Raw genomic sequence first — 23,631 nt, 5'->3', positions numbered from 1 at the left:
GGTCTTAACATCCTGCGCTCTACAACCGCCGTGTTTGAGCAACCAGTCGATGTGGAGAGAATGATGCACCCGCAAGGATCCTGTATTGAGAGGAACGCAGAATGAGTGAACCCATCGTACTCCCGTCCCGACTTGATCTGCCTGCGGCAACCACGCTCAAGACCCAGTTGAAGGACCACGCAGCCGAGGATCTCGTCCTCGATCTGACCGACGTCAAGCATCTCGGGGCACTTTGCCTGCAAGTCATGCTGGCTGCAGCGACAAGTGCGGCGGCGGCCGGTGGATCCCTCTCGTTGATCAACGCATCCGACCGCGTGACCGACCAGCTGCGCGTCATGGGGATGAGCCCGGAAACAATTGCAGGGGGGCGGACATGAGCTTGGAGATACTAGCCGTCGACGACAGTCGCACAATGCGGGATATGATCCGCCTGGCATTGCTGCCTGCCGGTTTCAACGTTCACACCGCCGATGACGGCGTGCACGGCATCGAGGTGCTGGACGGCATCGAACCGGATGCGATCATCACTGACATCAATATGCCACGGATGGATGGATTTGGTTTTATCGATGCGGTGCGCGGCCAAGACAAACACCGCGCCACCCCGATACTGGTGCTTACCACAGAAGCCGCGCCCGAACTTAAGGCGCGCGCAAGAGACGCCGGGGCCACCGGCTGGATCGTGAAGCCGTTTGATCCGGCGAAGCTGATCAAAGCGCTCCAAATGGTTGCAGGATAGAGGAGCGATCATGTCTGACCCTAATGACCCAATGGCGGAAATCCGCGCTTCGTTTTTTATTGAATGCGAAGAGCTTCTCGAAGCACTGCAAGACGGGCTGCAAGCGCTCGACGATGGCGACGATGATCCTGAAACGATCAACATCGTCTTCCGCGCGGTACATTCCATCAAAGGCGGGGCTGGTGCATTCGGCCTTGAAGCCTTGGTGCGATTTGCGCACCGGTTCGAAACGGTACTGGATGAGGTCCGCTCGGGCCGTATGTCACCTGATACCACGGCGAGAAAAATTTTCTTCCAATGCGCCGACCACCTGTCTGATCTGGTCCGCATTAGCCGCGATGACGGTCCGCTACCGGACGATGTCACAGCAGAGCTGCTGTCGTCTCTGAACGGCCTTCTGGGTGATGCCGGTATCGAAGAAGATGATGACAGCGAAGAAGAGAACATCGACTTCCAGCCCGCCACGCTTTCGCTCGATCTTGATCTGGGTGGGGATGATGACGACGACGGCATGGGACTGCCAGCCCTGGAGCCGGATACGTCATCAGACGACGGAAAGTTTATCATCTACTTCAAGCCCGACAATGATCTCTTCGAGACCGGCAACGAGCCCTTTCACATGCTTCGGGCCCTGGAGGATCTGGGGACCTGCACGGTCACTTGCCACCTCGATGAGCTGCCCGACCTAGACACACTTGCACCGGAGAACTCATATCTCGCCTGGACGATCGAGTTGGAGACAGAGGCGCAAGAAGCGGAGATCGCGGCCTCGTTCGAATTCGTAGAAGGTTTGTGCACGCTGGATATCAAAAAAAAAGCAACGGCTGACGATATACAGCAGCCCGACGAAGAAACGGCCACAAACGATGCTTCAACAGAAGACACGGCAGATGAAACACCCGACGTGCCCCCCGCCGTCGAACCTGAGTCGGATCAACAACCGTCAGGCGAAGATCGCAGCGCGCCGGAGCCAGCCATGACCTCGGCAGACTCCACGCCTCCGGCGCCCAAAGCCACAGCCGCCCCCGCACGACAATCATCCCCCACTGCGGCCAAGTCCGTGGTTCGGGTCGATCTCGACCGGATCGAACGATTGGTCAACCTGGTAGGCGAGCTCGTGATCAATCAGGCGATGCTGGCCCAAAGCCTCGAACGATCGGGTCTTTCACCTCACTCTGATGCGATGAACGGTCTGGAGGAATTTCAACGTCTGACGCGCGACATCCAGGACAGCGTGATGATGATCCGCGCACAACCGGTCAAATCGCTGTTTCAGCGTATGTCACGCATCGTGCGCGAAGCTTCCGCAGCCGTCGGTAAAGACGTTCGTCTGCATACCGAGGGCGAAAGTACCGAGGTCGACAAAACTGTTATCGAAAGACTTGCGGATCCACTCACGCATATGATCCGCAATGCTGTCGATCACGGGTTGGAGAATTCCGAAGACAGGGTTGCCGCTGGCAAGCCGGAACAGGGGCAGGTCAATCTCACAGCCGCCCACCGCTCCGGGCGGGTTGTGATTGAGGTGTCCGACGACGGCGGCGGCATCAACCGTCCCAAGGTAATGCAGATCGCGATAGACAAAGGCTTGATTCCGGCGGATGCGTCCCTTTCGGATGGCGAAATCGACAACCTGCTGTTCTTGCCAGGTTTTTCAACAGCCGCTGTGGTGTCCGATCTCTCGGGCCGCGGTGTCGGCATGGATGTTGTGCGCACATCAATTCAAGCGCTTGGTGGTCGGATATCCATTTCATCGACCCCCGGTGAAGGCACCACTTTCTCGATTTCATTGCCTCTCACCCTTGCGGTGTTGGACGGGATGGTTGTGCAGGTGGCCGAGGAAACACTGGTTCTCCCTCTCAACGTGGTGATCGAAACCCTCACACTGACCGACAATGATGTAGAGATGGTACGCCCCGGTGCGCACGTCGTCCGCGTTCGCAGTGGCTTCGTCCCACTTTTTGATCTCGGTAAGGAACTTGGATACCGTGATCCTGTGCAGAACTACGATGGATCTGTCGTACTCCTGATCGCGCATGAAGATGGAAGCCACGCCGCGCTGATCATCGACAGCATCCAGGATCAACGTCAGGTTGTCATCAAAGGTCTCGATGACAGCTTCTACCGTGCGCCGGGAATCGCCGCAGCAACCATTCTCGGAGATGGGCAAATTGCCCTAATTCTCGACACCTCCGACATTATCACGAACGCGATTGGCGCAACAGGAATGGCGACGCCACAGACAACTTCAGGAGCAACGGCATGAGTGAAAAAGACACATCAACATCGATTGAGTTGCTGACTTTCCAGCTTGCCGAGCAAGAATACTCGCTCGACATCATGTCGGTGCGCGAAATCCGAGGGTGGACCAAAACAACGCCACTCCCTCACGCTCCAAGCTACATGAAGGGTGTCATTAATCTGCGCGGAACCGTGCTCCCGGTCATGGATTTGTCGGAAAGGCTTGGCCTCAAGCCTCAGAAACAAACTGATCGGAATGTCATAATCGTCGTGAACCACGACGATGTCATGACCGGTCTGCTGGTCGATGCGGTATCCGATATCATCGCCCTGACAGACGATGATCTTCAGCCGCCACCGGAGATGCAAGCAAGCAACGCTCCAAATGTTGTGAGCGCGCTCACAGTGATCGACGAGAGAATGATCCGTGTCCTGGATCTCAGCTCGATTGTGACTTCTGTACAAGGTCAAGCCGCGTGATGAAGGATCAGGTTGGAGACAGCGGCATCACGGCCGAAAGCTTTGAAGCGATTGCTCAACTTGCATATCGTGAAAGCGGGCTTCAACTTGCTGTCGAGAAGATATCAATGATTCAGTCCCGTCTGCGGCACCGGCTTCGCGCGCTCAACATGGCTGACTTCGATGACTACAGTGCGTTTGTCTGTTCGGAAGATGGAGCAGACGAGCGCCGACATATGATCTCGGCGCTCACAACAAATGTGTCTCATTTCTTCCGTGAAAAACATCACTTTGATATCTTGCAGAGCCGAATTGCAGACATGTTGCTCCCAAAGCTTAAGAATGGGGAAAAAGTGAGAATTTGGTCAGCAGGGTGCTCAAATGGTCAGGAGGCACTCTCGATCGCTATGACGCTGGCCGAAGCGATACCAAACGTCCTGGATCTCGACATTCGCATCCTCGCAACCGACATCGATCCCAATGTGGTCAAGTTTGCGACAGCCGCTAGCTACCCTGAGCGTCTGACGTCCGGGATACCTGAGACCCTTCTTCAGCGGCACTTCCGCAAAGGTTCCGAGAACGGAGAAACCGTATTCATCGCCAACAAAGAATTGCAGCAGATGATCGCTTTCCGAGAGCTCAATCTACTAACGTCTTGGCCAATGAAGCAGAAGATGGACATAATTTTCTGCCGAAATGTTGTTATCTACTTTGATTTAGATACACAAAATCGGCTCTGGCCGCGATTTCATCAAATGCTCAAGCCCGATGGGTATCTCTTCCTCGGGCATTCAGAGCGTATCGCAGACACAGATACAGCCGGCTTTCGAACTGATGGGCCGACCACCTATCGCCCGACAACCGCCAGCACATCAACCGAACCACTGTCGAAGGAACATTGAATATGTCTTTGCGAGACCAAATCAGGATCATGGTAGTAGATGACATGTCGACAAGCCGCGGGCTGATCACGCAAGCGCTTGATGCCTTTGGCGTTCGCAACGTATCGACTGCGGAAAACGGCGTTGACGCGCTCAAATCGCTGGCTACGCACCCCGTTCATCTGGTTATTTCCGACTATAACATGCCGGAGATGGACGGATTGAAGCTATTGCACCAACTCCGCAGTGGACCAAAAACAAAGGGCGTCGGCTTCATTCTAATCACCGGCCGGGCGGAGCAGCAGATCATCGACCATGGCAAGAAGCTTGGCATGAACAACTACCTGAAAAAGCCTTTTGAACAGGCGGCTTTGCGCAATTGTATTGAAGCTGTCGTGGGCCGTTTGTAAATGTCGCCGACCTGTCGAACTGACGAGCACGTTTCAAAGATTCAAGCCCGCCTTTCGCAATACCTTGATAAGCTCTCGGCGCAAATCTTTGACGTCGAAGAAACGATTGGGCAGTCGATAGGTCTTTTGCAATCTCCAGATGCGCAGACGATTACAAATCTTCAGGCGCTGGACTTCGTTAGACAATCGCTCGAGGATCTGGCGCTTATGTTGTTGCTTCTCAGTCAATCCGAAAAGTCGGTACTGAACGCAAGCGACCTTTGCAAGCTCTCCGAAAAGCTAAAATTGGAGGCCACTCGCGCAATACTGGATGGCGACTCCAAAAACTACAGCGACCAAACTTCGAACACGCCAGAAGATCTGGATCTCTTCTAGGACCAGGTCTAACATCCAATAAATGATGAGTGCGGCGCAGGTGATGGCCGACAGGAAGAGCTTCGGGCATCGGTCGTATCGGTTTGCAACACGCCGCCAATCTGTCGATCTGCCGAACATGATCTCGATCCGGTTACGCCGTTTGTAGCAACGCTTGGCCATTGCCCGGCAGTGCATTGCGCAGCAATGTCACGAGAGGGGTGGTCCCGAGGCGGTCACTGATCATCTTCATATCATGATCCGTGAGCAGAAGCCGTTCCTGTTTCTTTCTGTTGATAGGGCTGTGGCCAAAGCCAGCTGCACGGCCAGTACGTCGCCCGGCTTGCCGCACCCTCAAACCTGTCACAGCGGTGCAGTGTCGTCTGGCCGGAGGCAGATGCGATCAACAGATCACCAATTGTGTGAACGGAGTTGTATCTGCGGATACGTGCCTCACCCCCGCCGAAATCTCCCAGCGTCGCGCCGCACCCTCCCCTCTGCAGGAACAGCGGATGCGTCTTGATTGCCCCAACATACTCTTACGGGGACTGCCGCTCTTCCGCCGGGCGAAACACCTTCTGTGCGGCATAGATCCGCAGCGCACCTGTCGCAAAACAGGCAACGCCAAACCCCCATGCGAGTTGCTCAAACCAATGTGGCAACAGACACAAAGCAATGAAAAACACAATTGTCTCTCCGCCCTCCAAAAGCCCATTGGAGTAATAGAGCGACTTCACCCCCTGTGCTGAGGTCTTCATCCCCCGTTTCTCCGCAATAATGGCATAGCCGAGAAAGCTCGTGCCATTGAAGTAGAAGGACGCCAGCAAGAAGGCCCCCGCCACCCCGTTCTGCGCCGGGTCGAGCAAAACGAAGGCGAAGGGCACGCTGCCATAGAATAAGAAATCCGCCGATATGTCGAAATATCCGCCAAAATCGGTTTGGCGCGTCGCCCGCGCCACGGCCCCGTCGAGCCCATCAGCCAAGCGGCTCAGCAGCAGCGGCGCAAGAGCCCAGAAGGTCATCCCCCCGTAAATCAGACACGACGCGGCAAGCCCGATCACCAGACCGGCCAATGTCATCCCGTTGGCTGTGCAGCCCGCACGCGCCAATCGGCGCCCCATGGCATTGAGGGTCGGGTCCATCAGTCTGCGCAGATGACGATCAAACATGCGCTCTTCTGTCCGATCCGGGCGGGCCGCGCAATCGCTCTACGAAAAAGTGAAAGCGTATTGACCAGCAGTCAGCCCCAAACCGGGGTCGCCCCATCACATACTCACCCGCTGATGCACATCCTGCAAACTATTGACCGGCGTCGCGACACCCTCCACCGGCGCTTTGATCTGTGGCGACAGGAACCGTGAGTACTGCCGCGACTGATGCAGCTTGCCGCCATGCAGCCAAAGAGTCTGCACCTGCGCAGGTGTCCACATATTGCGCTGCTCACCCTCCCAGGACCCTGGGTTCTTGGGGGTGTCGGAGCCCGGACTCCAGACCTTGCCGACCTCGGTCTGCGGTCTCCTGATCAATCGGATCTGCCACCCTGCCAGTCATCGAGCCATCGTCGCGGCATAGACGATCACATCCGCCTCCAGCTTGGTGCCAGCGAAGCAGGTAGAAGACGGCACGTCAGTCGCCGAGGTCTGCCGAAAGGCCGGAATTGCCGAAGCGACATTTTTCAACACGCGAGAGACGTACAGCGGACCGACGCCGTCTGAAGTGAAACGCCTGAAGATGCCTGATGAAGAGACTGCGAGGTTGACGCGGTTGGTTGCTGATGTGTCGTTGGACAAAGCGATGGCAAGTTTTGCGCGTATCTCATGTCTGTGCGCAGTCCGTTTCCGGGTGCTCATGCCGCCGGGTCGTGGCCCTTCGCGCCCCGAAGCCCTATCCGGTCATTGCGATGTCATCCTGCGCGTGCAAGTACAGTGAAAACCGCAGCATTGCCTGGTTCGTGATGCTGCATGACCGCGCGGAGGCCTGCCATTCGACCAGGTTGGAGCGCGGTTCGAGATGCCAATCCAAAGGTCGCGTGGGACAAATTGAGCCTTCGGTGCAATTGCATGATGCTGGCTTCGGCTGATTTAGTGTGCATGCTCGGATTAAGACACGACAGGTAACAAGTATTTGTTGCCAAGTGATTTTGTCTCTGTAGGGTTCGAGGATGACCTAGGGGAAAGCGGAAATAGATGAACGAGACGACCAGCCATGATGATCTGACACATACCGCCCCAATCGACGACCTCGTCTCCTCATCAAGTGGCATGGCGGCACACACATCCGGCACCGGGGGCGAGCCTGCGGAAAACAGCGCGTCTGCGCCGACCTCTCCCCCTCCGCTGGCCGAAGATGATCCGCTGCGAGACTTTGTCAGTTCGCGCCCCATCGCGGATCAGATCGTGTTCCAGATGTTTCTCGACCAGTACCCCGAAACAGGGTGGGATGTGCTGTCGAACCTGTTTCAGGACATGCTGGCAGAGCGCGGCATAGAGGGCGCGCCCTCGCCCGAGGCGCCGGGTGAAACGGTCGGGATCTACGGCACCTTTGGCTTTCAGTATATGGCCGCCGTGCAGACGGCGACGTTTCTGAAGGTTGTGGCAAGTCTGCCAGACACCCCCGAGGGCGTTAAAGGGTCGAATGTGGATCTTGGCACGACGGTGATGAAGGCCGCTTCGACCACGATGTCTTATTCCCACTGGATGGCGGATACCGTCCAGAACATGTCGCGCAAGGTGAACAGCTTCTGGACCGAGACGGACGACACCGGCAAAGGGTTTATGGCGGCCGAAGCGGTCCTGAGCGGCACGCAGGTCTTTACGAATATCATGTTCCTGAATGCGCTTCATGTGACGCGCAAGCAGGCGGAGATGACGCTTGAGATCCGGCAGTTTCATCAAGACATCGCAGACAATGGGACAGATGTTGACTACCTGGGCAACACCCGGGACCGGTTTCAGACGGAGACGAATTTTCCCGACCTGCTGAAGATGCATAATCGGTTCCTGGAGCATAATCAGACGTATCTGGACCAGCATCTATCGCAAAACAGACAGGCATTTACCCAAGCCAGTTCGGCTCTGGAAACTGCAAACACTGCCATCGCCAATGCCACGCAGGCATTGGACACAGCAGGCCATTCTCTGACAGGCGCACTCCGGCTCAGAACAGAGATCCGCGACGCAATTGCCGCCGACCGCGTGAATTTTCCCGATGACTGGAGCAATCTGAGCCCAGAGGAGGTTCAGGCGCGGGAGAATGCGATTGCGCAAGGGCATCTGAATGCCAATGCTGATTTTCAGGGACAAAACCCCGCGAATTGGCAAGAGGCGGTCAATACACATATCGACACTGTCCGGATGAACGCTGCCGACGCGCAAGAGCAGCTGACCGCAGCGCAAGCGCAGCGCACACAAGCTCAAACAGACCAAGCACATTACGACACCGAAGTGCGGCGATTTGAAACCGCGACGGAGACGGTGAACAAACAGACGACCTGGGCCAATGGCATCTCCACTCATCTGACGCAGGATCCGGATCTTGCGGGCAAGTCAGTCTCGAAATGGGGGATCGCCGACAATGGTATCTCCATGTTGCGCGGCGCGGCTGGTCTGGGGTTCTGGAGCCATGAAGGATCCAGCGCGGAGCTGCATGCATCATTCGGCCTGGGGATTGCTTCGGACGGGCTCTATACCGGGCAGTCGACAGCGGACTTCTTGGGTGGCAATGCCAAGGCAACGGCCGCCTTGGGCCTTTTCGCCTCGACCGTCGGCGTGGCGAGTGTGGCGGTTGGTCTGGCCGATATCACACGGCAGTTGGACAACCCCGACCTCACGGACGACCAGCGCGACGCGCTGAAGCAAGCCGCCGCATTGCAAGGCACGATGATGGCCGCCATGGCCGCCGAGGGGGCGCTGGCGGCCACCGCGATGCTGAGCCACAGCGCGAAGGCTCTGAGTTTTGCGACCAAAGGCGTGCCCGTCGCCGGTGCGGTGGTGACCTTGCTCAGCGTTCTGGACCCGGTCTCCTGGCAAAGGTTCGACGCGGCAAAAGACTACATCGACCACTTGCGCGAGACCGACGACGGCACGGAAACCAACGGCCTGCTCGCAGATCGGCTGGAGGATACCTATGACAAGGAGGTGGCGCATTACGCGGCCGCGACCGCCGTTGACGCCGCCTTTGGTATTGCCTCCATCGGTATTGCGGCAACGGGTGTGGGGGCACCGGTTGCGGTTGCAGTGGCACTTGTGGGCGCGGCCATATCGACGATCATCCGGCTGACGGAAGGCAATACCTGGCAGAGGGAAGCGGATAAGCTCGCCGACGAGATGCGCAGCCTGCCCAATGGCGACCAGCAGACCATCGCGCAATTTTTCGAAAAGCAGTTGGACACCCGCTGGGAAGCCATCGCAGCCGAGAATGAAGAGCGTTTCGACAGAATTCTGGATAAGAATTTTGACAGCATCATCGGTCTGGGATCGCAGTCCTTTACCGACGCAGATGCCAGCCTCGCGATCCAGAGCGACACGATTTCGGAAATGGGGAAGACGGCCAAACACTATGGTACCGAATACCTTGGCCAGGGGAACTGGGACCATCAGAGCGTCACGTTGGATGAAAGTGCAGCGCAGATCGATCTGCCCAACGGTGGTGCGGATAAGGCGGTTTATCTGACCTTCATGGCGCCTTTAATGCTGGCCGTGGAGGAAGTGTACACGCGCCCGATGTTCAACTTCGGCAAAGGGGGCGGGACGACGACGACATATGTCTCCGGCTGGACGATTACGGATGGAACAACGAAATACACCGAGTCGTCACAGACCGATGGTGGCAAGCCCGGTTTTGCCATCCCGCTCCAACGGGCCGAAGCTTCGCAGACCTCGACGACCTTCGACGTGACAAATGTGATCACGGACTATGTGCCGCTCAACCCAAATAGGACCGTGATCAAAGACTTGTCGCTCAAGATCAACGCGCTTGGCGGAGACGATACCTATCTCGCGGATCAGGCGAAGGTGGTTTTTAATGGCGGCGCGGGCGAGGATACCGCCTCCTATCTGAACATCGACGACGACCGCTTTGCGCGCGGCATCCAGGCGACGGCGAACGGTGCCAATCAGGTCCACGTCGAAAAACACCTCGCTGCCGGTTCCGAATACCTCCAGGAAGTCATCAAGACCAAGAGGGAACAGGCCGGGACGGACATGTGGGGCAAGGCGAAGTACAAGACGGTTGAGTATCGCGCGATCGAAGTGGCACAGCACGCGCATGAAACCACGGTCGTCGATCTTTTGACCAATATCGAAGTGCTGCAGGCCTCCGATCTGGATGACATTCTGGATTTGCGCGGGAACACGACCGTTCAACGTATCTTTGGCTTTGACGGCGATGATCAGATTTACGCGGGCGAGAAGACCAAAGTTGTCCTTGCGGGCGATGGGGACGACCATATCGTGACGGGCGCACAGTCGGAATACATTGACGGCGGCGCGGGCAGCGATGTGATCGAGGCGGGCAAGACCCTAGCGACCCTCTTGCAGAAGGTTGCCGCTGGCACGGCGAGCCAGGACGACGCGGTCTTTCTCTTTGGTGGCGATGATATCGATGCGGTCGTTTTCGACGGCGAGACGATGCAGGCGCTCCGAGAGCAATATGCCGAACAGCAGGTGGCCGCCGCCTTCGTCGAGTATCAACTCGGGCAACTGGCCGCCTTGGGTGTCGATGTGGACCTGGCGCGCGCAATCTTCGAAGATCAAATTCTGGGCACCTCGGGTGATGATTTCAGCCTGGCGCTCTTCAAGGGGATCGAACATCTGGTGTTTGACCTCGCCGACATCAAGCCGCCCGTTGACACCGGCATGAATGGGGCGGCTTTCACCCATTACGCCTATGATCTGACGGCGCCGCGCGCCGCGGAGGAGCCGGACGGTGGGCCGCCGTTGACACTTGCGGCGTTTCTCTCCGACCCGAATAACGCAATCGAGGATTGGCTGCTGCCGATAGAGGGCTATGCGCAGCCCACGGCCGGCCGCACGGAGACGCGCACCGACGATGTTTCCGGATCGCTGGCGGCGAACGCGCTTCATCATTTCGTGGGCCAGGTTTATCTGGAGGCGGGTGTCACATACGAGTTTCAGGAATCGGCGGACACCTGGGGCGCGGTCTATCTGCGTCCCGCACAGGCCGGAGATGACATAGACCGCACCCAGGTCTTGCGCGAAACGACACCTGGCACGGCGACGTCGGGCAGCTTCACGGCGACCGAAGGCGGTTGGTACGAATATGACTACTACGCCCGGACAGCCGATGCGGCGGGCACGGCGGCGCTTCTCATCCGCGATGTCGATGCGGATACCGCTTTTCAGACCCTGAACGGGCAGGACGATCCGTCTTTGCGGTTGGGCTTTACCTCGCCCATGCTGGCCGGATCGAATGTGGCCGATGCCCTACTGGAAAACCATTGGCACGCTCAGGATTTCAACACCATGATCGCCAGTGTGCTCCAGGCCTCGCATGGTTTGCCGTTTCTGACGCGCAACACCAGCAAGGAGATCTATGACGACGCCGGCACCACCTATACGACGACGCAACCGCTCCTGTTTCCAAATCTGGGCAAGGGGGGGAATACGCGCCAGATCACAACCGAACATATCCGCATCGATCTCGCGGATTGGGCAGAGCAACAGCAGGCCGACCGGGTGGAGGTAAATCCGGGCCGTATCCTGGAGGAGGATATCGCAGCGCGTGGCCTCATTCGCTATCAGGGCGAGATCTGGCTGCAGGAGGGTGAAACCTATAAATTCCGCGAAACCGCCGAAGACAAGGTGCTGTTCACCCTTGAGGATGGCGGAACGGGCGGCCCGGTCACCCTCCTTCAGGATGATCGCGCGGACCATCACACCGAGGCCAGCTTTACCGCGACAACATCAGGCTGGCATGACTTCGACTTCTACGCCTGGAACGAGGAAGGCCCCGGCAGCGCCAAGCTCGAGATTGGCATCGCGTCAGAGCGGGATGATGCAGGCGATCCGGTCGCATGGCAGTTTCAGACCCTTGAGGGCAATATGGCCATGGCGGCGATGCTGGATGCCAGCGGGCTAGACAGCGGCACGGTGCTGCAAGGCGGGCATCTGGGAGAGAGCTTCATCGGCAGCGCCTATGATGATCTGATCTACGGCATGGATGGCCATGACCACATTGACGGCGGCGGTGGCTCGGACGCGATGTCGGGTGGCGACGGGATCGATACATTCGTCTTTCGCGCGGGGTCTGGTCACGATCTGATCATGGAGCTTCATGCCTCCGATTGGGAGGACAATCTGATCAAGATTGCAGATGATCAGGTGGAGCACAACAGGAGCGGCGATGACCTGATCTTGTGGTTCGAGGGGAACACGGCTGATTCTCTGACGCTGTTGAACTACTATGGAGATGGCGCGCAGCCCGATGCTGGCCCCTTGCGGCAGCATCTTCTGTTCGCGAACGGGAACCGGGAGACACTGGACATCCAGTCAGACACCGGCGCCGACACCGTTCTGTTCCGCAGCATGCTCGCGGCGCGCGATGACGCTTTTGCCCATTCCGATGTGATAGAGGCGGCCATCGAGACCGAAACCCGGAAAGCTCAGTTCCTCAACGGCTCCTATCAACAGACCCTGCTCGGGGATATCGAAGACTGGCTTGGGCTTGGATGACGCCTGAGGAGCTGCGCAAGCTTGACGGACTTTACGGGGCGATGGGCCGCATCGCCTGGCTGTGGTGCAACTCAGACCTTCACTGCTCCTGGCCGATTGCGTTGCAGACCCGGTTCGTTCTGCCGCCCGTCACCCTTGGGCAATACGCGATCGTCGAACGCAATGGCGTGCCGCAGGCCTATTGTTCCTGGGCGCGCATGACGCTGGAGGTCGAGACCGAATATGTTCTGAACCCCAACAGTCTGAAGCCTGAGGATTGGGCGTCAGGTGACCGGCTCTGGGTGATCGACTGGATCGCGCCCTTTGCGCGCCGCGACTCCATGGGCTTGCGCGCCGAGCTGAGGCGGCGCTTTCCAAAGCACATCGTGCGCGGCCTGCGGGTGAAGCCGAATGATCCGAAAGCCCGCATCGTCACCTATATCGGCGCCGCGCTCTCGCGGGATGAAGCGGGACGTATCCGAAAGGAGTTGGATCAAGACCTGGCCGACAGCCTAAAGGCGCATCCCCGCCATAACGTTGGATTCAGGACGGGCCAAAACACGCAGGCCAAAGATGCGGAAGATGAAGAGGCCTAGAGCAGCGTCCAGAAAAGCTGAAACGCTCGGGCTTCAATACAGAGGCCAGCCCCCGACCCTGGGTGGGGGTGAAGCCCCCTCCCGTGAGGAGGGGTCGGGGGTTGGCCGGCAGTGCCGGCCAAGCGCAGGTTTGATGCTGTGGTGCGGATTTTCTGGACGCTGCTCTAGGCCCGTTTTCGATCCTGCGGATGCACCGACCTCGTTAAGCTTTTCGGGCAGATCCCATAGCCCGAATTGCGCCAACACCCATGAGCAGCATCAGCACCGAAGCGGGCAGTGGAACGGGTGTCACCGCTTCGACTGATGCGACGATCTGCAGGGTGTTGTCACCGGTAAAGGATATATTGGTGGTTCCAACACTCAGGCCTAAATCGGCGAGTGTCGCCCCGTCAAACTGGAAGGCAGCTTGGATGGGGTTGAGGGATGTGTAGCCTTGATCCAAGCGAATATCGACGGTTCCAAACGGGTTGGAGAAGGCAAAGGAATCGCCCGTATTCGATGTGGCCGTGACAACCGTGCCTGGCGTTCCAAAGGGCACAGAGGGGCCTGCGCCGAAGCCGTTGTAAACATCAAGACTGGTCGCCGAGGGGCCCGTTATGTTGATCAGCCCAAGTGCGGGGAGGATCGTCACGCCCGGCGTCGCCAGGGCCGGAACACCGCGGATCAGGTCATCGGTGTCAACGCTGCCCGATACGGTCCCGAATACGCCGACGTCCCGTTCGATAAATGACAGGGTGACGGTTGCTGCATCCACCGGAGCGCTTGTCCAGGCACTGAGAAAGCCCAAGGTCAGAAGCAGTTTTGTATTCATCATCAAGTCCAGTCTTAAGGGGCCATTTCGATGACGATAGGAGTGTTTGCAAGCGGTCGCAATGAATTAGCCGCCCCCGGTGATGAATTCGCTCGCAAGGCTGACGGGAGTGGGTAAAAGTTGGTCGTCCTAAGGCAGCAGGAACAGTCTTGCTCAGACCATTCATTGGCTGCTTGGTCGTCTGCCCTGTTTGCCGGAGCTGTCGATTGAAATCAAAGCGTCAACTGCGCTCTTAAGAACCTCAATGGCCGGTCCGAACATGTGATGTTATTCGGCGTTTATCCCTGAGACCTTTCCTTCAACAATTCCTGCTGATGACGCGTGCGTCTCATTTGATGTCTCAGGCTTGGCTAGTCTGAGAAAACAGCATCCGAGAAAGATGGCCTCCATGCAGGCCAGGACCGTACGCCGGATGACCTTCGGGCATGTCTGGTGCTCCGTGCCCGTCCATTGAACCAGACCTTTTCGGCTTGAGCATGGCTGGTTACGCGACTTACGCGACGTGACGTCAGGGGAAGAGTGCGTCGAGGCGTTCAAATTGTCAGTTTTAAGGGAAACTTCTGCGACATCTGCTTCGCCGGACGTGCATCGACCATGTGCGGGAGAAACTCGGTGCATTTGAGCGCCGGGCCTCTTCTCGAAAACCTGAGTTTTTCAACAGCCTCTTCAAGATGCGGTCTTTGGCCCGCCACCAGATAGCTATCAGGTGTCCAGCATCTGTTTGATGCATATCAACGCGGTAGAGGGCGCGCGCTCCTACTTTGACAAAAACAGGAAAAGGAGTTGGAGATGCGTGCGTTATTCGCTTTGGTGCTTTGTCTCGGTCAACCGCTTGCCGCGCAGGATACCGATGACGGCGAGCGGCTGTTCCGGCTGCACTGCGCCGCTTGCCATGGTGCGGATGCAGAAGGCCAAGGGCCGATGGCCCCGGTCTTGCTGATCCAGCCTTCGGATTTGACCGCGCTCAGCACAAAGAATGACGGGAAGTTCCCGGTCTACCGCATCGTAAAGCGGATTGACGGGCGGGATCCGCTGGTCAGCCATGGCAGCGACATGCCGGTCTACGGATGGTTCTTTGAGGGCGCAGGCGTCGCCATTCCGGCGGAGACCGGGCAGCCGATCATGACCAGCCAGCCCGTGGTGGATCTTGTCGACTGGCTCCGGAGCATACAGGATTAGGCTGAGGGCGTCTCGCGCGGATCGAGGATGCGCGCGATGACACCATCCTTAGTCACCTGACCAACAAGCTCGCCCGCCTCCTCCACACCCAGCGGGTGGTCGGTATCAAGCAGCATGCGCATCACGGTCTCCACCTCTGTATCCGCCGGAACGGTCTGGGCCGGGGCGACCTCGGCAGGTTCCATCACGTCGCTGGCGCAAAGCACACCTAGCGGGTTCATATGCGCCACAAAATCAGCCACGTAGTCGTTGATCGGGTTGGAAAAGATCTCCTGCGGGGTGCCGCATTGCACGATCCGCCCGCCTTCCATGATGGCAATCCGGTCCCCGATCTTGAAGGCCTCGTCCAGATCATGGCTGACAAAGATGATGGTGCGTTTGAGATCCCGCTGCAGGTCAATCAACTCATCCTGCAGCCGGTTGCGGATGAGCGGATCAAGCGCCGAAAACGGCTCGTCCATCAGCAGGATCGGGGCTTCGGTCACAAAGGCGCGCGCGAGGCCCACGCGCTGCTGCATGCCACCTGACAGCTCGCCCACCTTGCGTTCGGCCCAATCAGACAGGCCCACAAGCTCCAACTGCCGGTCGGCCCGCGCCATCCGCTCCTTGCGGGAGACGTCCGCCAACTCCAGCCCAAGCGCCACATTCTCGCGCACGGAGCGCCAGGGCAGCAGCCCGAATTGTTGAAACACCATGGAGACGCATTCGCGACGCACCCGGCGCAGATCCGGCGCAGAGCTGTTGGTGACGTCACAGGACCAATCACCATCATGCACCCGCACCGCGCCACGCACCACCGGGTTTAGCCCGTTCACCGCCCGCAGCAGCGTTGATTTTCCGGAGCCGGACAGGCCCATCAGGACAAGGATCTCGCCGGCGGCTACATCGAGCGAGCAGTTATGCACACCCAGAACCTGATGGGTCGCCTCCTGCACCTCGGCGCGCGATTTGCCAGCGTCCATTTCCGGCAACGCTTTTTGCGGCGCTTCGCCAAAAACAATGGAGACATTGTCGAATTCTACAGCATTGGTCATTTGCGATCCACCCGCAGCATCCGGTCGAGCATGATGGCGACCACAACGATGATGAAGCCGCTCTCAAACCCAAGCGCGGTGTTGACCTGATTGAGCGCGCGCACCACCGGCACGCCAAGACCATCCGCGCCCACGAGTGCTGCGATCACCACCATGGAGAGCGACAGCATGATGGTCTGATTCAGCCCTGCCATGATCTGCGGCAGGGCAAAGGGCAGCTCCACCTTCCACAGCTTCTGCGCCGGCGTTGCGCCAAAGGCGTCGACCGCCTCCAGCAGCGGTTTGGGTGTTGTACTGATCCCCAGATGGGTCAGGCGAATAGGCGCGGGCACGACAAAGATCACCGTGGCGATCAGCCCCGGCACCATGCCGATCCCGAAAAATACAATCGCTGGAATGAGATACACGAAGGTCGGCAAGGTCTGCATCAGATCCAGCACCGGGCGCATCGCCTGATAAAGCCGCGGACGGTGGGCCGCGGCAATACCGATGGGCACGCCAATGGCCATGCAGACCACACAGGCCGAGAGCACCAGCGTGATGCTCTCCGTCATCTCTTCCCAATAGTCTTGGTTGAGGATGAACAGAAAGCCCAGGGCGACAAAGAGGCAGACCTTCCAGCTGCGCTGCAACACCCATGTCAGGGTCACAAAGGCCAGGATGATCACAAAGGGATGCGGCGTCTGCAGCACCCAGAGGATCGCATCGATCATCCCTTCCATCACCACGGCAAGCCCGTCGAAGAACCACGCGCCATTGCTTTGGAGCCAGTCAAAGAACGCCGCTGCACTCTTGCCGACAGGTATTTTCGTTTCAGTCAGCCAGTCCAGCAAAACACACGCCCTTCCCGGAAACGTCATCGCCCCGCACGGATCCCATGCGGGGCGTCTTGATCACAGGCCGAGGGCCGATTTCACCGCGGCAACGCTGTCGCCGCCGTCAACCGTTGTCACGCCATCGAGCCAGGCGACAAAGGCATCGGGGTTGGCTGTGAGCCAGGCCGTCGCGGCGTCGGAGGGCTCTTCCCCGTCATTCAGGATTGCGCCCATGATCTCGTTTTCCATAGCCAGCGTGAATTCCAGGTTGTTCAGCAGCGCGCCCACGTTCGGGCATTCGCCCACATAGCCCGCGCGGGTGTTGGTGTAGACCGACGCCCCACCAAGGTTGGGGCCAAAAAAGTCATCACCGCCGGTCAGATAACCCATGTCGAAATTGGCGTTCATCGGATGCGGCTCCCACCCGAGGAAGACAATGGGTTCTTCTTTCTTGGACAGACGCTCCACCTGCGCCAGCATCCCCTGCTCCGAGCTTTCCTTGACTTCGAAACCGCTCAAACCAAAGGCATCCGCGTCGATCATCGACTGGATCAGGCGGTTGCCATCGTTGCCGGGCTCGATGCCATAGATCTGCTCGTCCAGAGCGTCGGCATGTTTGGCAATGTCCGAGAAATCCTTGATGCCCAGATCAAGCGCCGCCTTGTTCACGGCCAGTGTGTATTTTGCGCCTGACAGGTTCTCGCGCACGGTGTCGACAGTTCCCGCCTCGCGGTAGGGTGCGATGTCGCCTTCCATGGTGGGCATCCAGTTGCCCAGAAAGACATCCACATCGCCCTGCGCCATCGAGGTGTAGGTCACCGGCACCGAGAGCACCTTGATGTCCGTGTCATACCCCAGCGCATCGAGGATCACAGTTGTTGCGGCCGTGGTTGCGGTGATGTCGGTCCAGCCCACATCAGAGAAGGTGACCTCCGAACAGTCTGCTGACGCCAAGCCGGCCACAGAAATCAAAGCCAGCGCGCTGGCGGTTGTCTTGAAGGTCATCGTCAGTCTCCCATTGTGTTTTTTCGTATAGATGCGCAGGTGGGAGGGCAGGTCAAGGTGAAAGACCCGCCAGACAGGATGCTGCAATCAGAAGGCGAAAAATTCAGTCTTCTTCCGGCAGATCCCGGAAAACCCCGACAATTTTGCTCACTTCTCCAGAGCGGTCCTTGCGCGCCAGACCAAAGACCTCAACCAAGATCGCCTCACCCTGACGATTGATCAACCGCTTCTTGAACTGGAAGTCGCCGCCCGTCTTGGCCACCCTATCGATCTCTTCCATCACACTGGCCCGATCCTCCGGGTGGTAGTAGTCGATCCCCTTCTTGAGGTTCGGCGCGGGCGTGGACGGCTCTTCGCCATGGATACGGTAGACTTCCGACGACCAGTGTATCTGGTCTGTATCCACGTCCAGTGACCAATGCCCGATCTTGGCCAGGTTTTGCAACAACTCCAGCTGCGCCAGAGACTCCTCAGCGCTGTCGCGTGCCGCAATCACGTCTGTGATATCCGTGCCTACCGAATAGATCGCCGATTCTCCAATCGACGGATCCGCAAAGAGGAAGTTTTCAGTGTTCATCCAATAGTGCTTGCCGTCTTCCTTGGACATTAGATCCATGATGTCGTTGACGCGCCCCGATTTGCTTTTCAGAAGATGTTCGTCACTCTTCTTAACCGCGTTTGCCGTCTTTTTATTGACCAGCTCGCCAAACAGGCGCCCTTCGGCCTTTTGCCGCGTGGTGCCAAAGACATTGGCCGCCTTCTCGCTGATGCGCAGCACGGTTCCGTCCATTGAACGGTTGAGCATGAAGATCTCGGCATTGTCGAGGATCAGATCAAGCTCCTGCGCCAGTCCTGGGAACTCCGACACCACCATGGTGGAGCCCTTCATCTGACCGCGCATATCGAAGAAGGGCGAGCAGGTGAGCTTGTAGCGCGAGCCTTTGGAGTTGAATTCGCGTGTGATCGACTCGCCCAGTTTCAGCGTCTCGTTGCAGATCGGCGCCAGCGGCGGGCAGTTCTCCGGCAGCATGCACTGGCTGATATGCGGGTTGGAGACCGGACGAGACAGGCCAAACATCTCGGCAGCCGCATTGGTCGCCTGGCTGATCTGCAGCGCCGTATCCAGAACCATGATCGCCAGCGGCGCGGTCTCCAACACCGACATCAGCTCGCCCGTGCGCCCGCTCAGTTCCGCTGCGGTGACCTGCAGTTCCTCGTTGACGGTGATCAGCTCTTCGTTTGTGGATTGCAGCTCCTCGTTCGAGGTTTCCAGCTCTTCGTTGGTGGCCTGCAACTCCTCGTTGGTGGATTGCAGCTCTTCGTTCAGCGATTGCAGCTCCTCATTCGAGGTCTCAAGCTCTTCGATGGTCTGCTGCAGCGCCTCGCGCGTTGTCGCAACCTCGTCCTCAAGCAAGCGGATACGATCACTCTCGAAGGCCTCTCCCTCCGGCTGAGGCCCGGTCTCGCGGCCCTTGGCGCGATCCACCTGCACTTCGCTGAACACCACAAGCGCAGCACGCTCATTGATGTCCCGCGCGATGATCGGGTAGACATCCAGCCGGATTTCCGCATCGTCATCCTCTGCCAGCAGATGTCGCACGCCCGAGCGGTGCTCGCCGTTCTTCAGAGCCAGCGTCACAAGACTGCGTGCTTCCTCGCGGAACGGGCGGCGTAACAGGTCGATGTGCATCTTGAGGTTGCTGGCCTCGTTCACCTCGATGAACGGGCTCACATTCCCGTAAACCCGCACGATGGAATATTCATCCGTGACCAGAACCGAATTCTTGCCCAAGGCCAATGCGAGGGCTTCAAACATCTGCCGGTCGGTGGAATAGCCAGGCGTGGGGCTCTTGGTCGCGGCGGGCATGATCTGGCGTGACTGCGGCACCGACCGTGCGTTGGAGAACGGCGTGTGCTCCGATCGGCGGATCGAGCGGCGCCGGTAGATATGCGCGGACTGACTGTCCTGAATGAACATCTCGTCCGAGCCGGCAACTGTCTCAGCCGTTCCGAGGAACATCAGCGAGGTCTCGGTCAACGCATAGTGGAACCGCGACATCACCTTGTGCTGCAGCGTATTGCCAAAATAGATCAACAGGTTCCGGCAGCACAGCAGATCCACCTTCTGGAATGGCGGGTCCTGACAGACGTTGTGGTCCGAGAACAGAATGGCCGAGCGCAGGGAATCGATGACCCGGATGCCGTCGTTCTGCTGGATGAAGTACTGATCCGCCAGATTCTTGGGAATGTCGTTGAGCGCGGCCATCCCATAGATGCCCTTGCGCGCGACTTCCAATGCCTCCTTGTCGATGTCGGTAGCAAAGATTTGCACGTGGTCTTTCAACTGAACCTTGGCACCCCCCAGCGCCTCACACAGCAGGATGGCGATGGAATAAGCTTCCTCACCCGTCGCGCAGCCCGCGATCCAGACGCGGAACGGCGCATTGGTCTTCTTTTTCAGCAAGCCCGGCAGCAGCTCTTTCAGCGCTTCGAACTCGCTCTTGTCCCGGAAAAACCGGGTGACTGAGATCAGCAGATCCTTGAACAGGGCATCAACAGCGTTCGGATTGACCCGGCAGAACTGGGTGTATTCCTCATGGCTTTCGATCCCCAGGGCGATCATGCGCCGTTCGATCCGGCGGTTGATGGTGGTCTGCTTGTACTCGCGGAAATCAACGCGCGTGCGCGCCAGCAGGATCTGCAACAGATCAGACGCCGGGCTTTTCTCGGAGGCTTCCTGCCGGAAGGCGTCGAAATCGCGCGGGCTGGTCAGGATCTTGTGCAGATGCGTGCCGATCTCGAAGGGGCGCAACACCAGATCGACACAGCCGGTCTGCATCGCGGCCATGGGCATCCCGTCGTATTTGGCGCTTTCGGTGTCCTGCGCGATGGTGATCCCGCCCGCCTCACGGATGGCCTGCACCCCATAGGCCCCATCGGTCCCGGTGCCGGAGAGGATGATGGCCATCGACTTTTCACCGTGCCCATCAGCCAGGCTCAGCAAAAAACGGTCCACCGACGGTTTGGGAGAGGCCACCTCATGGCTGGGATCCACCAGATTGAGCTTGCCGTCTTCATATACCACATCGGTCTTTGGAGGCGTCACATAGATCACATTGGGTTCGGGCACAGACCCGTCAACCACATCCCGCACAACGAGGCTGGTCTGACGCGCCACAAGCTCTGTCATCAAGCTTTTGTGGTGTGGCGACATGTGTTGCACCACCACATAGGCCACCTGCAGATCTGTCGGCAAGGTCGCCACGAGTTCGCGGATCGCCTCCAACCCCCCGGCTGAGGATCCAATGCCAATGAGCGTTAGCTCTCCGGTGTCTGCTCCGTCCAAGTCTTTTGTCCCCACCCTGAGCTGATCCTGTTGTGCGGCGCGCGGCCGGACGGGTCAGCGTTCCACAAGCAACCCCTAGTTGCAATCTAGTAACGAAGCTGTCATAGATTCAACTGAAAGATTTCGCTGCGGATATTATTTCTTTTTGCGCCGCGCAACGGGCACAGTACGGTGGATTAACCCTTGGCATCATTTTTCGTGCAAACCTCATGCCGTATTGCTCTTTTGGATAGATAGTATGACAGATCCATCAAACGTCGCGCCATTGCCATCGGATTTGTCCGACAGGGTTTTGACACTCAATCTGGTTGTCAAGAGTGACCAGTCCGTCACAATCCGGTCGTCCGAGATGCTCGGACGTGGCTTCCGGAACCGTATTTCATTCCAGGCCTATGAAGACGTGGATCAGATCCTGGCTCCGAAACTGGCACACGCCCTGCGAAAATGCCTGATTTCCATCCCAGAGGGCACCCAGGTGCTGTCGCTACCCGATTTTCTGGTTGAACTGCCCGGGTTGGTCCTGTCCGGGGTGCATGTCCTGATAATGGAAGCCAAGAGCGGCATGCGCAACGCGATCGTCCGCTTCAAGGAGTTCATGGGCGCGCTTAACAACGCTTTTCTGACAAACATCGGCCTGCAGGAGCCTTACGCCAATCACGCCGAACGGCTGGCAACCAATGTGCTTGCCGATATCTGCCTGCCGCTGCTGAACATGTGCCGCGATCTGGAATATGCGCAGGTGGACTCCAAAGACAGACTTCCGACCGGGTTTGCGGAGCGTGCGAAGGAGTTCGAGTTTCAAACCGAACTTCTGAAACGTTTTATCTTCAATGCCGGGATCGGCCACGCCCAGCCCACGGAGATGCATCTTGAGCGCTATACCGCGCCGGAGAAGCTTGGTTTGCCGGAAAACTAAGCAGGCGGCCCCCGGTGGGCCGCTTTTTTTGTCAGCTTTTCTGACCTGCTTCCGGAATTTTAACCCCAAATGCCACGTTATCGCCATGTCGATGCCGCTTCACCGGCAGAAATGCCATCGAAGTTGAGCGGATCTGCGGCACCTGCCGCGCTATCGCCAAGGACTGATACGATGAGCAAAGAGCAGCCCAAACCGGCCCCACGCCCTCAGGATCAAGGGTTCAAAGAGACAGCGCCCCCGCCTCCCCCAATCACGGATTACGCCAGCATCTAGGCGCAGATCCAAGGTGACAAAGAGGCTTGGGCTGCGGTAAACTGCGGGCATGGCAACGCCTGTCTCTTCCATTCGCAATCTTGGCCCGGCTTTCGAGGCCGCCTGCACCGGCGCCGGTATCCCTTCGGCCGAGGCGCTTCGCAAGCTGGGCGCTGACGCCGCCTATGCGCGGCTGCTGCACTCCGGCATGAAACCTCATTTTGTCTGGTATTATGTGCTGGTCATGGCGCTGCAGAACCGCCCCTGGAATGACTGCAAAGACGCTGAAAAAAAGGCGCTGCGCAAACGCTTTGACGCCATCAAGGTCACATCCTTCGACGCCGACCGCGACGCGTTCGAACAAATGATGGATCAGATCGGGGTCCGTCCCGCGGTTTGACACAAAAAAGGGCCCTCCAATCGGAAGGCCCTTGTCTGTCTGTTTGCCGGAAGGTGCTTAGCCGACCAATTCCATGCCTGAGAAGAAGTAGGCAATCTCCACCGCCGCCGTCTCCGGCGCGTCTGAACCGTGCACGGAGTTTTCGCCAACGCTTTCCGCAAACTCCGCGCGGATCGTGCCGGGCGCGGCATCTGCTGGGTTGGTGGCACCCATCACTTCGCGGTTCTTGGCAATGGCACCCTCACCTTCGAGCACCTGCACGACAACCGGGGCCGAGGCCATGAACTCGCACAGCTCGTCATAAAACGGGCGCTCTGCATGCACGGCATAGAACACGCCCGCCTGCGCCTTGGTCATGTGAATGCGCTTTTGCGCCACGATCCGCAGACCGGCGTCTTCGAACTTGGCATTGATCTTGCCGGTCAGGTTGCGCCGCGTGGCATCGGGTTTGATGATCGAGAATGTCCGCTCAAGGGCCATGTGAAGTCTCCGCTTGTCATTTCGCGCCGGGCCCCTGCCCGTC

General features: G+C 58.3%; 19 protein-coding genes and 3 pseudogenes. 13 read left to right on the top strand and 9 right to left on the bottom strand.

Annotated features, from left to right (window positions below; genetic code table 11):
• Positions 1-101: 101 nt before the first annotated feature.
• From So717_RS17880 to So717_RS22075, 7 genes are read left to right on the top strand one after another with little or no spacing between them, the layout of a single operon-like run.
• Positions 102-377 carry an STAS domain-containing protein gene (locus So717_RS17880; protein WP_159979866.1) on the top strand — a complete coding sequence of 92 codons (276 nt, stop codon included), beginning with the start codon at positions 102-104 and terminating at the stop codon, positions 375-377.
• On the top strand, positions 374-739 hold the full coding sequence (locus tag So717_RS17875) for a response regulator (RefSeq protein ID WP_159979864.1): 366 nt from the start codon (positions 374-376) through the stop codon (positions 737-739). Before So717_RS17880 ends, So717_RS17875 begins: the two co-directional genes overlap by 4 nt.
• A 10-nt stretch (positions 740-749) precedes the next feature.
• Positions 750-3,005 carry a chemotaxis protein CheA gene (locus tag So717_RS17870; RefSeq protein ID WP_159979862.1) on the top strand — a complete coding sequence of 752 codons (2,256 nt, stop codon included), beginning with the start codon at positions 750-752 and terminating at the stop codon, positions 3,003-3,005.
• The gene (locus So717_RS17865; RefSeq protein ID WP_159979860.1) at positions 3,002-3,460 is read left to right on the top strand and encodes a chemotaxis protein CheW; all 459 of its coding nucleotides are present in this window, start codon (positions 3,002-3,004) and stop codon (positions 3,458-3,460) included. Before So717_RS17870 ends, So717_RS17865 begins: the two co-directional genes overlap by 4 nt.
• Positions 3,460-4,341 (top strand): CheR family methyltransferase, encoded by an 882-nt coding sequence (locus tag So717_RS17860; RefSeq protein WP_159979968.1) that lies wholly within the window; start codon positions 3,460-3,462, stop codon positions 4,339-4,341. Before So717_RS17865 ends, So717_RS17860 begins: the two co-directional genes overlap by 1 nt.
• A 2-nt stretch (positions 4,342-4,343) precedes the next feature.
• Entirely contained in the window at positions 4,344-4,730 is a 387-nt protein-coding gene (locus So717_RS17855; protein ID WP_159979858.1) for a response regulator, read from the top strand.
• Positions 4,731-5,105, top strand: a complete 375-nt coding sequence (locus So717_RS22075; RefSeq protein WP_174239063.1) for a hypothetical protein — start codon at positions 4,731-4,733, stop codon at positions 5,103-5,105.
• A gap of 12 nt (positions 5,106-5,117) precedes the next feature.
• Here the strand turns inward: So717_RS22075 and So717_RS17850 are convergent.
• From So717_RS17850 to So717_RS17840, 3 genes and pseudogenes are all read right to left on the bottom strand, one after another.
• Positions 5,118-5,261, bottom strand: a pseudogene (locus So717_RS17850) (IS5/IS1182 family transposase); the annotation flags it as partial.
• Positions 5,262-5,623: 362 nt separating this feature from the next.
• Positions 5,624-6,253: a CDP-alcohol phosphatidyltransferase family protein gene (locus So717_RS17845; protein ID WP_159979856.1), complete on the bottom strand. Its 630-nt coding sequence runs from the start codon at positions 6,251-6,253 to the stop codon at positions 5,624-5,626.
• Positions 6,254-6,349: 96 nt separating this feature from the next.
• Positions 6,350-6,685: pseudogene (locus tag So717_RS17840) on the bottom strand (NAD(P)/FAD-dependent oxidoreductase); the annotation flags it as partial.
• On the opposite strand from So717_RS17840, the pseudogene So717_RS22365 reads away from it, so the two are divergent.
• The 3 genes and pseudogenes from So717_RS22365 to So717_RS17825 all read left to right on the top strand — a co-directional run.
• Positions 6,660-6,881 (top strand): annotated as a pseudogene (locus So717_RS22365) (transposase); the annotation flags it as partial. The pseudogenes So717_RS17840 and So717_RS22365 sit on opposite strands and share 26 nt — an antisense overlap.
• Positions 6,882-7,270: 389 nt before the next feature.
• Positions 7,271-12,775, top strand: a complete 5,505-nt coding sequence (locus tag So717_RS17830; protein ID WP_159979850.1) for a hypothetical protein — start codon at positions 7,271-7,273, stop codon at positions 12,773-12,775.
• On the top strand, positions 12,772-13,350 hold the full coding sequence (locus So717_RS17825) for a toxin-activating lysine-acyltransferase (protein WP_159979848.1): 579 nt from the start codon (positions 12,772-12,774) through the stop codon (positions 13,348-13,350). Before So717_RS17830 ends, So717_RS17825 begins: the two co-directional genes overlap by 4 nt.
• A gap of 202 nt (positions 13,351-13,552) precedes the next feature.
• Here the strand turns inward: So717_RS17825 and So717_RS17820 are convergent, their stop codons facing one another.
• Complete coding sequence (locus tag So717_RS17820) at positions 13,553-14,161, bottom strand: hypothetical protein (protein ID WP_159979846.1); 609 nt, start codon at positions 14,159-14,161, stop codon at positions 13,553-13,555.
• Positions 14,162-14,950: 789 nt separating this feature from the next.
• Here So717_RS17820 and So717_RS17815 point away from each other — a divergent pair.
• Positions 14,951-15,340: a c-type cytochrome gene (locus So717_RS17815; RefSeq protein ID WP_159979844.1), complete on the top strand. Its 390-nt coding sequence runs from the start codon at positions 14,951-14,953 to the stop codon at positions 15,338-15,340.
• Here So717_RS17815 and choV read toward each other — a convergent pair.
• The 4 genes from choV to So717_RS17795 form a co-directional block, all read right to left on the bottom strand.
• Positions 15,337-16,374 (bottom strand): choline ABC transporter ATP-binding protein, encoded by a 1,038-nt coding sequence (choV, locus tag So717_RS17810; RefSeq protein ID WP_159979842.1) that lies wholly within the window; start codon positions 16,372-16,374, stop codon positions 15,337-15,339. The genes So717_RS17815 and choV overlap by 4 nt on opposite strands.
• Entirely contained in the window at positions 16,371-17,204 is an 834-nt protein-coding gene (gene choW / locus So717_RS17805; protein WP_159979966.1) for a choline ABC transporter permease subunit, read from the bottom strand. The genes choV and choW overlap by 4 nt, the downstream gene beginning before the upstream one ends.
• A gap of 63 nt (positions 17,205-17,267) precedes the next feature.
• Complete coding sequence (locus So717_RS17800) at positions 17,268-18,194, bottom strand: choline ABC transporter substrate-binding protein (RefSeq protein ID WP_159979840.1); 927 nt, start codon at positions 18,192-18,194, stop codon at positions 17,268-17,270.
• A gap of 103 nt (positions 18,195-18,297) precedes the next feature.
• Positions 18,298-21,540: a chemotaxis protein CheB gene (locus tag So717_RS17795; RefSeq protein ID WP_159979838.1), complete on the bottom strand. Its 3,243-nt coding sequence runs from the start codon at positions 21,538-21,540 to the stop codon at positions 18,298-18,300.
• A gap of 238 nt (positions 21,541-21,778) precedes the next feature.
• On the opposite strand from So717_RS17795, the gene So717_RS17790 reads away from it, so the two are divergent.
• Positions 21,779-22,456: a hypothetical protein gene (locus tag So717_RS17790; RefSeq protein ID WP_159979836.1), complete on the top strand. Its 678-nt coding sequence runs from the start codon at positions 21,779-21,781 to the stop codon at positions 22,454-22,456.
• A 322-nt stretch (positions 22,457-22,778) separates the two neighbouring features.
• Positions 22,779-23,108, top strand: a complete 330-nt coding sequence (locus So717_RS17785; protein WP_159979834.1) for a TfoX/Sxy family protein — start codon at positions 22,779-22,781, stop codon at positions 23,106-23,108.
• A gap of 57 nt (positions 23,109-23,165) precedes the next feature.
• On the opposite strand, the gene ndk is transcribed toward So717_RS17785, so the two are convergent.
• Positions 23,166-23,588 carry a nucleoside-diphosphate kinase gene (ndk, locus tag So717_RS17780; protein ID WP_159979832.1) on the bottom strand — a complete coding sequence of 141 codons (423 nt, stop codon included), beginning with the start codon at positions 23,586-23,588 and terminating at the stop codon, positions 23,166-23,168.
• Positions 23,589-23,631: the final 43 nt, after the last annotated feature.

Origin of the sequence: Roseobacter cerasinus, assembly GCF_009811755.1 — a bacterium.
Classification (GTDB): Bacteria; Pseudomonadota; Alphaproteobacteria; order Rhodobacterales; family Rhodobacteraceae; genus Roseobacter; species Roseobacter cerasinus.
Note: the sequence above shows the minus strand (reverse complement) of the source record. Positions and strands in the feature narration are given on the sequence as shown.

Coding starts and splice junctions, on each gene's coding strand:
- So717_RS17880 (WP_159979866.1), top strand. CDS start 102: ATGAGTGAACCCATCGTACTCCCGTCCCGACTTGATCTGCCTGCGGCA.
- So717_RS17875 (WP_159979864.1), top strand. CDS start 374: ATGAGCTTGGAGATACTAGCCGTCGACGACAGTCGCACAATGCGGGAT.
- So717_RS17870 (WP_159979862.1), top strand. CDS start 750: ATGTCTGACCCTAATGACCCAATGGCGGAAATCCGCGCTTCGTTTTTT.
- So717_RS17865 (WP_159979860.1), top strand. CDS start 3,002: ATGAGTGAAAAAGACACATCAACATCGATTGAGTTGCTGACTTTCCAG.
- So717_RS17860 (WP_159979968.1), top strand. CDS start 3,460: ATGAAGGATCAGGTTGGAGACAGCGGCATCACGGCCGAAAGCTTTGAA.
- So717_RS17855 (WP_159979858.1), top strand. CDS start 4,344: ATGTCTTTGCGAGACCAAATCAGGATCATGGTAGTAGATGACATGTCG.
- So717_RS22075 (WP_174239063.1), top strand. CDS start 4,731: ATGTCGCCGACCTGTCGAACTGACGAGCACGTTTCAAAGATTCAAGCC.
- So717_RS17845 (WP_159979856.1), bottom strand. CDS start 6,253: ATGTTTGATCGTCATCTGCGCAGACTGATGGACCCGACCCTCAATGCC.
- So717_RS17830 (WP_159979850.1), top strand. CDS start 7,271: ATGAACGAGACGACCAGCCATGATGATCTGACACATACCGCCCCAATC.
- So717_RS17825 (WP_159979848.1), top strand. CDS start 12,772: ATGACGCCTGAGGAGCTGCGCAAGCTTGACGGACTTTACGGGGCGATG.
- So717_RS17820 (WP_159979846.1), bottom strand. CDS start 14,161: ATGAATACAAAACTGCTTCTGACCTTGGGCTTTCTCAGTGCCTGGACA.
- So717_RS17815 (WP_159979844.1), top strand. CDS start 14,951: ATGCGTGCGTTATTCGCTTTGGTGCTTTGTCTCGGTCAACCGCTTGCC.
- choV (WP_159979842.1), bottom strand. CDS start 16,374: ATGACCAATGCTGTAGAATTCGACAATGTCTCCATTGTTTTTGGCGAA.
- So717_RS17800 (WP_159979840.1), bottom strand. CDS start 18,194: ATGACCTTCAAGACAACCGCCAGCGCGCTGGCTTTGATTTCTGTGGCC.
- So717_RS17790 (WP_159979836.1), top strand. CDS start 21,779: ATGACAGATCCATCAAACGTCGCGCCATTGCCATCGGATTTGTCCGAC.
- So717_RS17785 (WP_159979834.1), top strand. CDS start 22,779: ATGGCAACGCCTGTCTCTTCCATTCGCAATCTTGGCCCGGCTTTCGAG.
- ndk (WP_159979832.1), bottom strand. CDS start 23,588: ATGGCCCTTGAGCGGACATTCTCGATCATCAAACCCGATGCCACGCGG.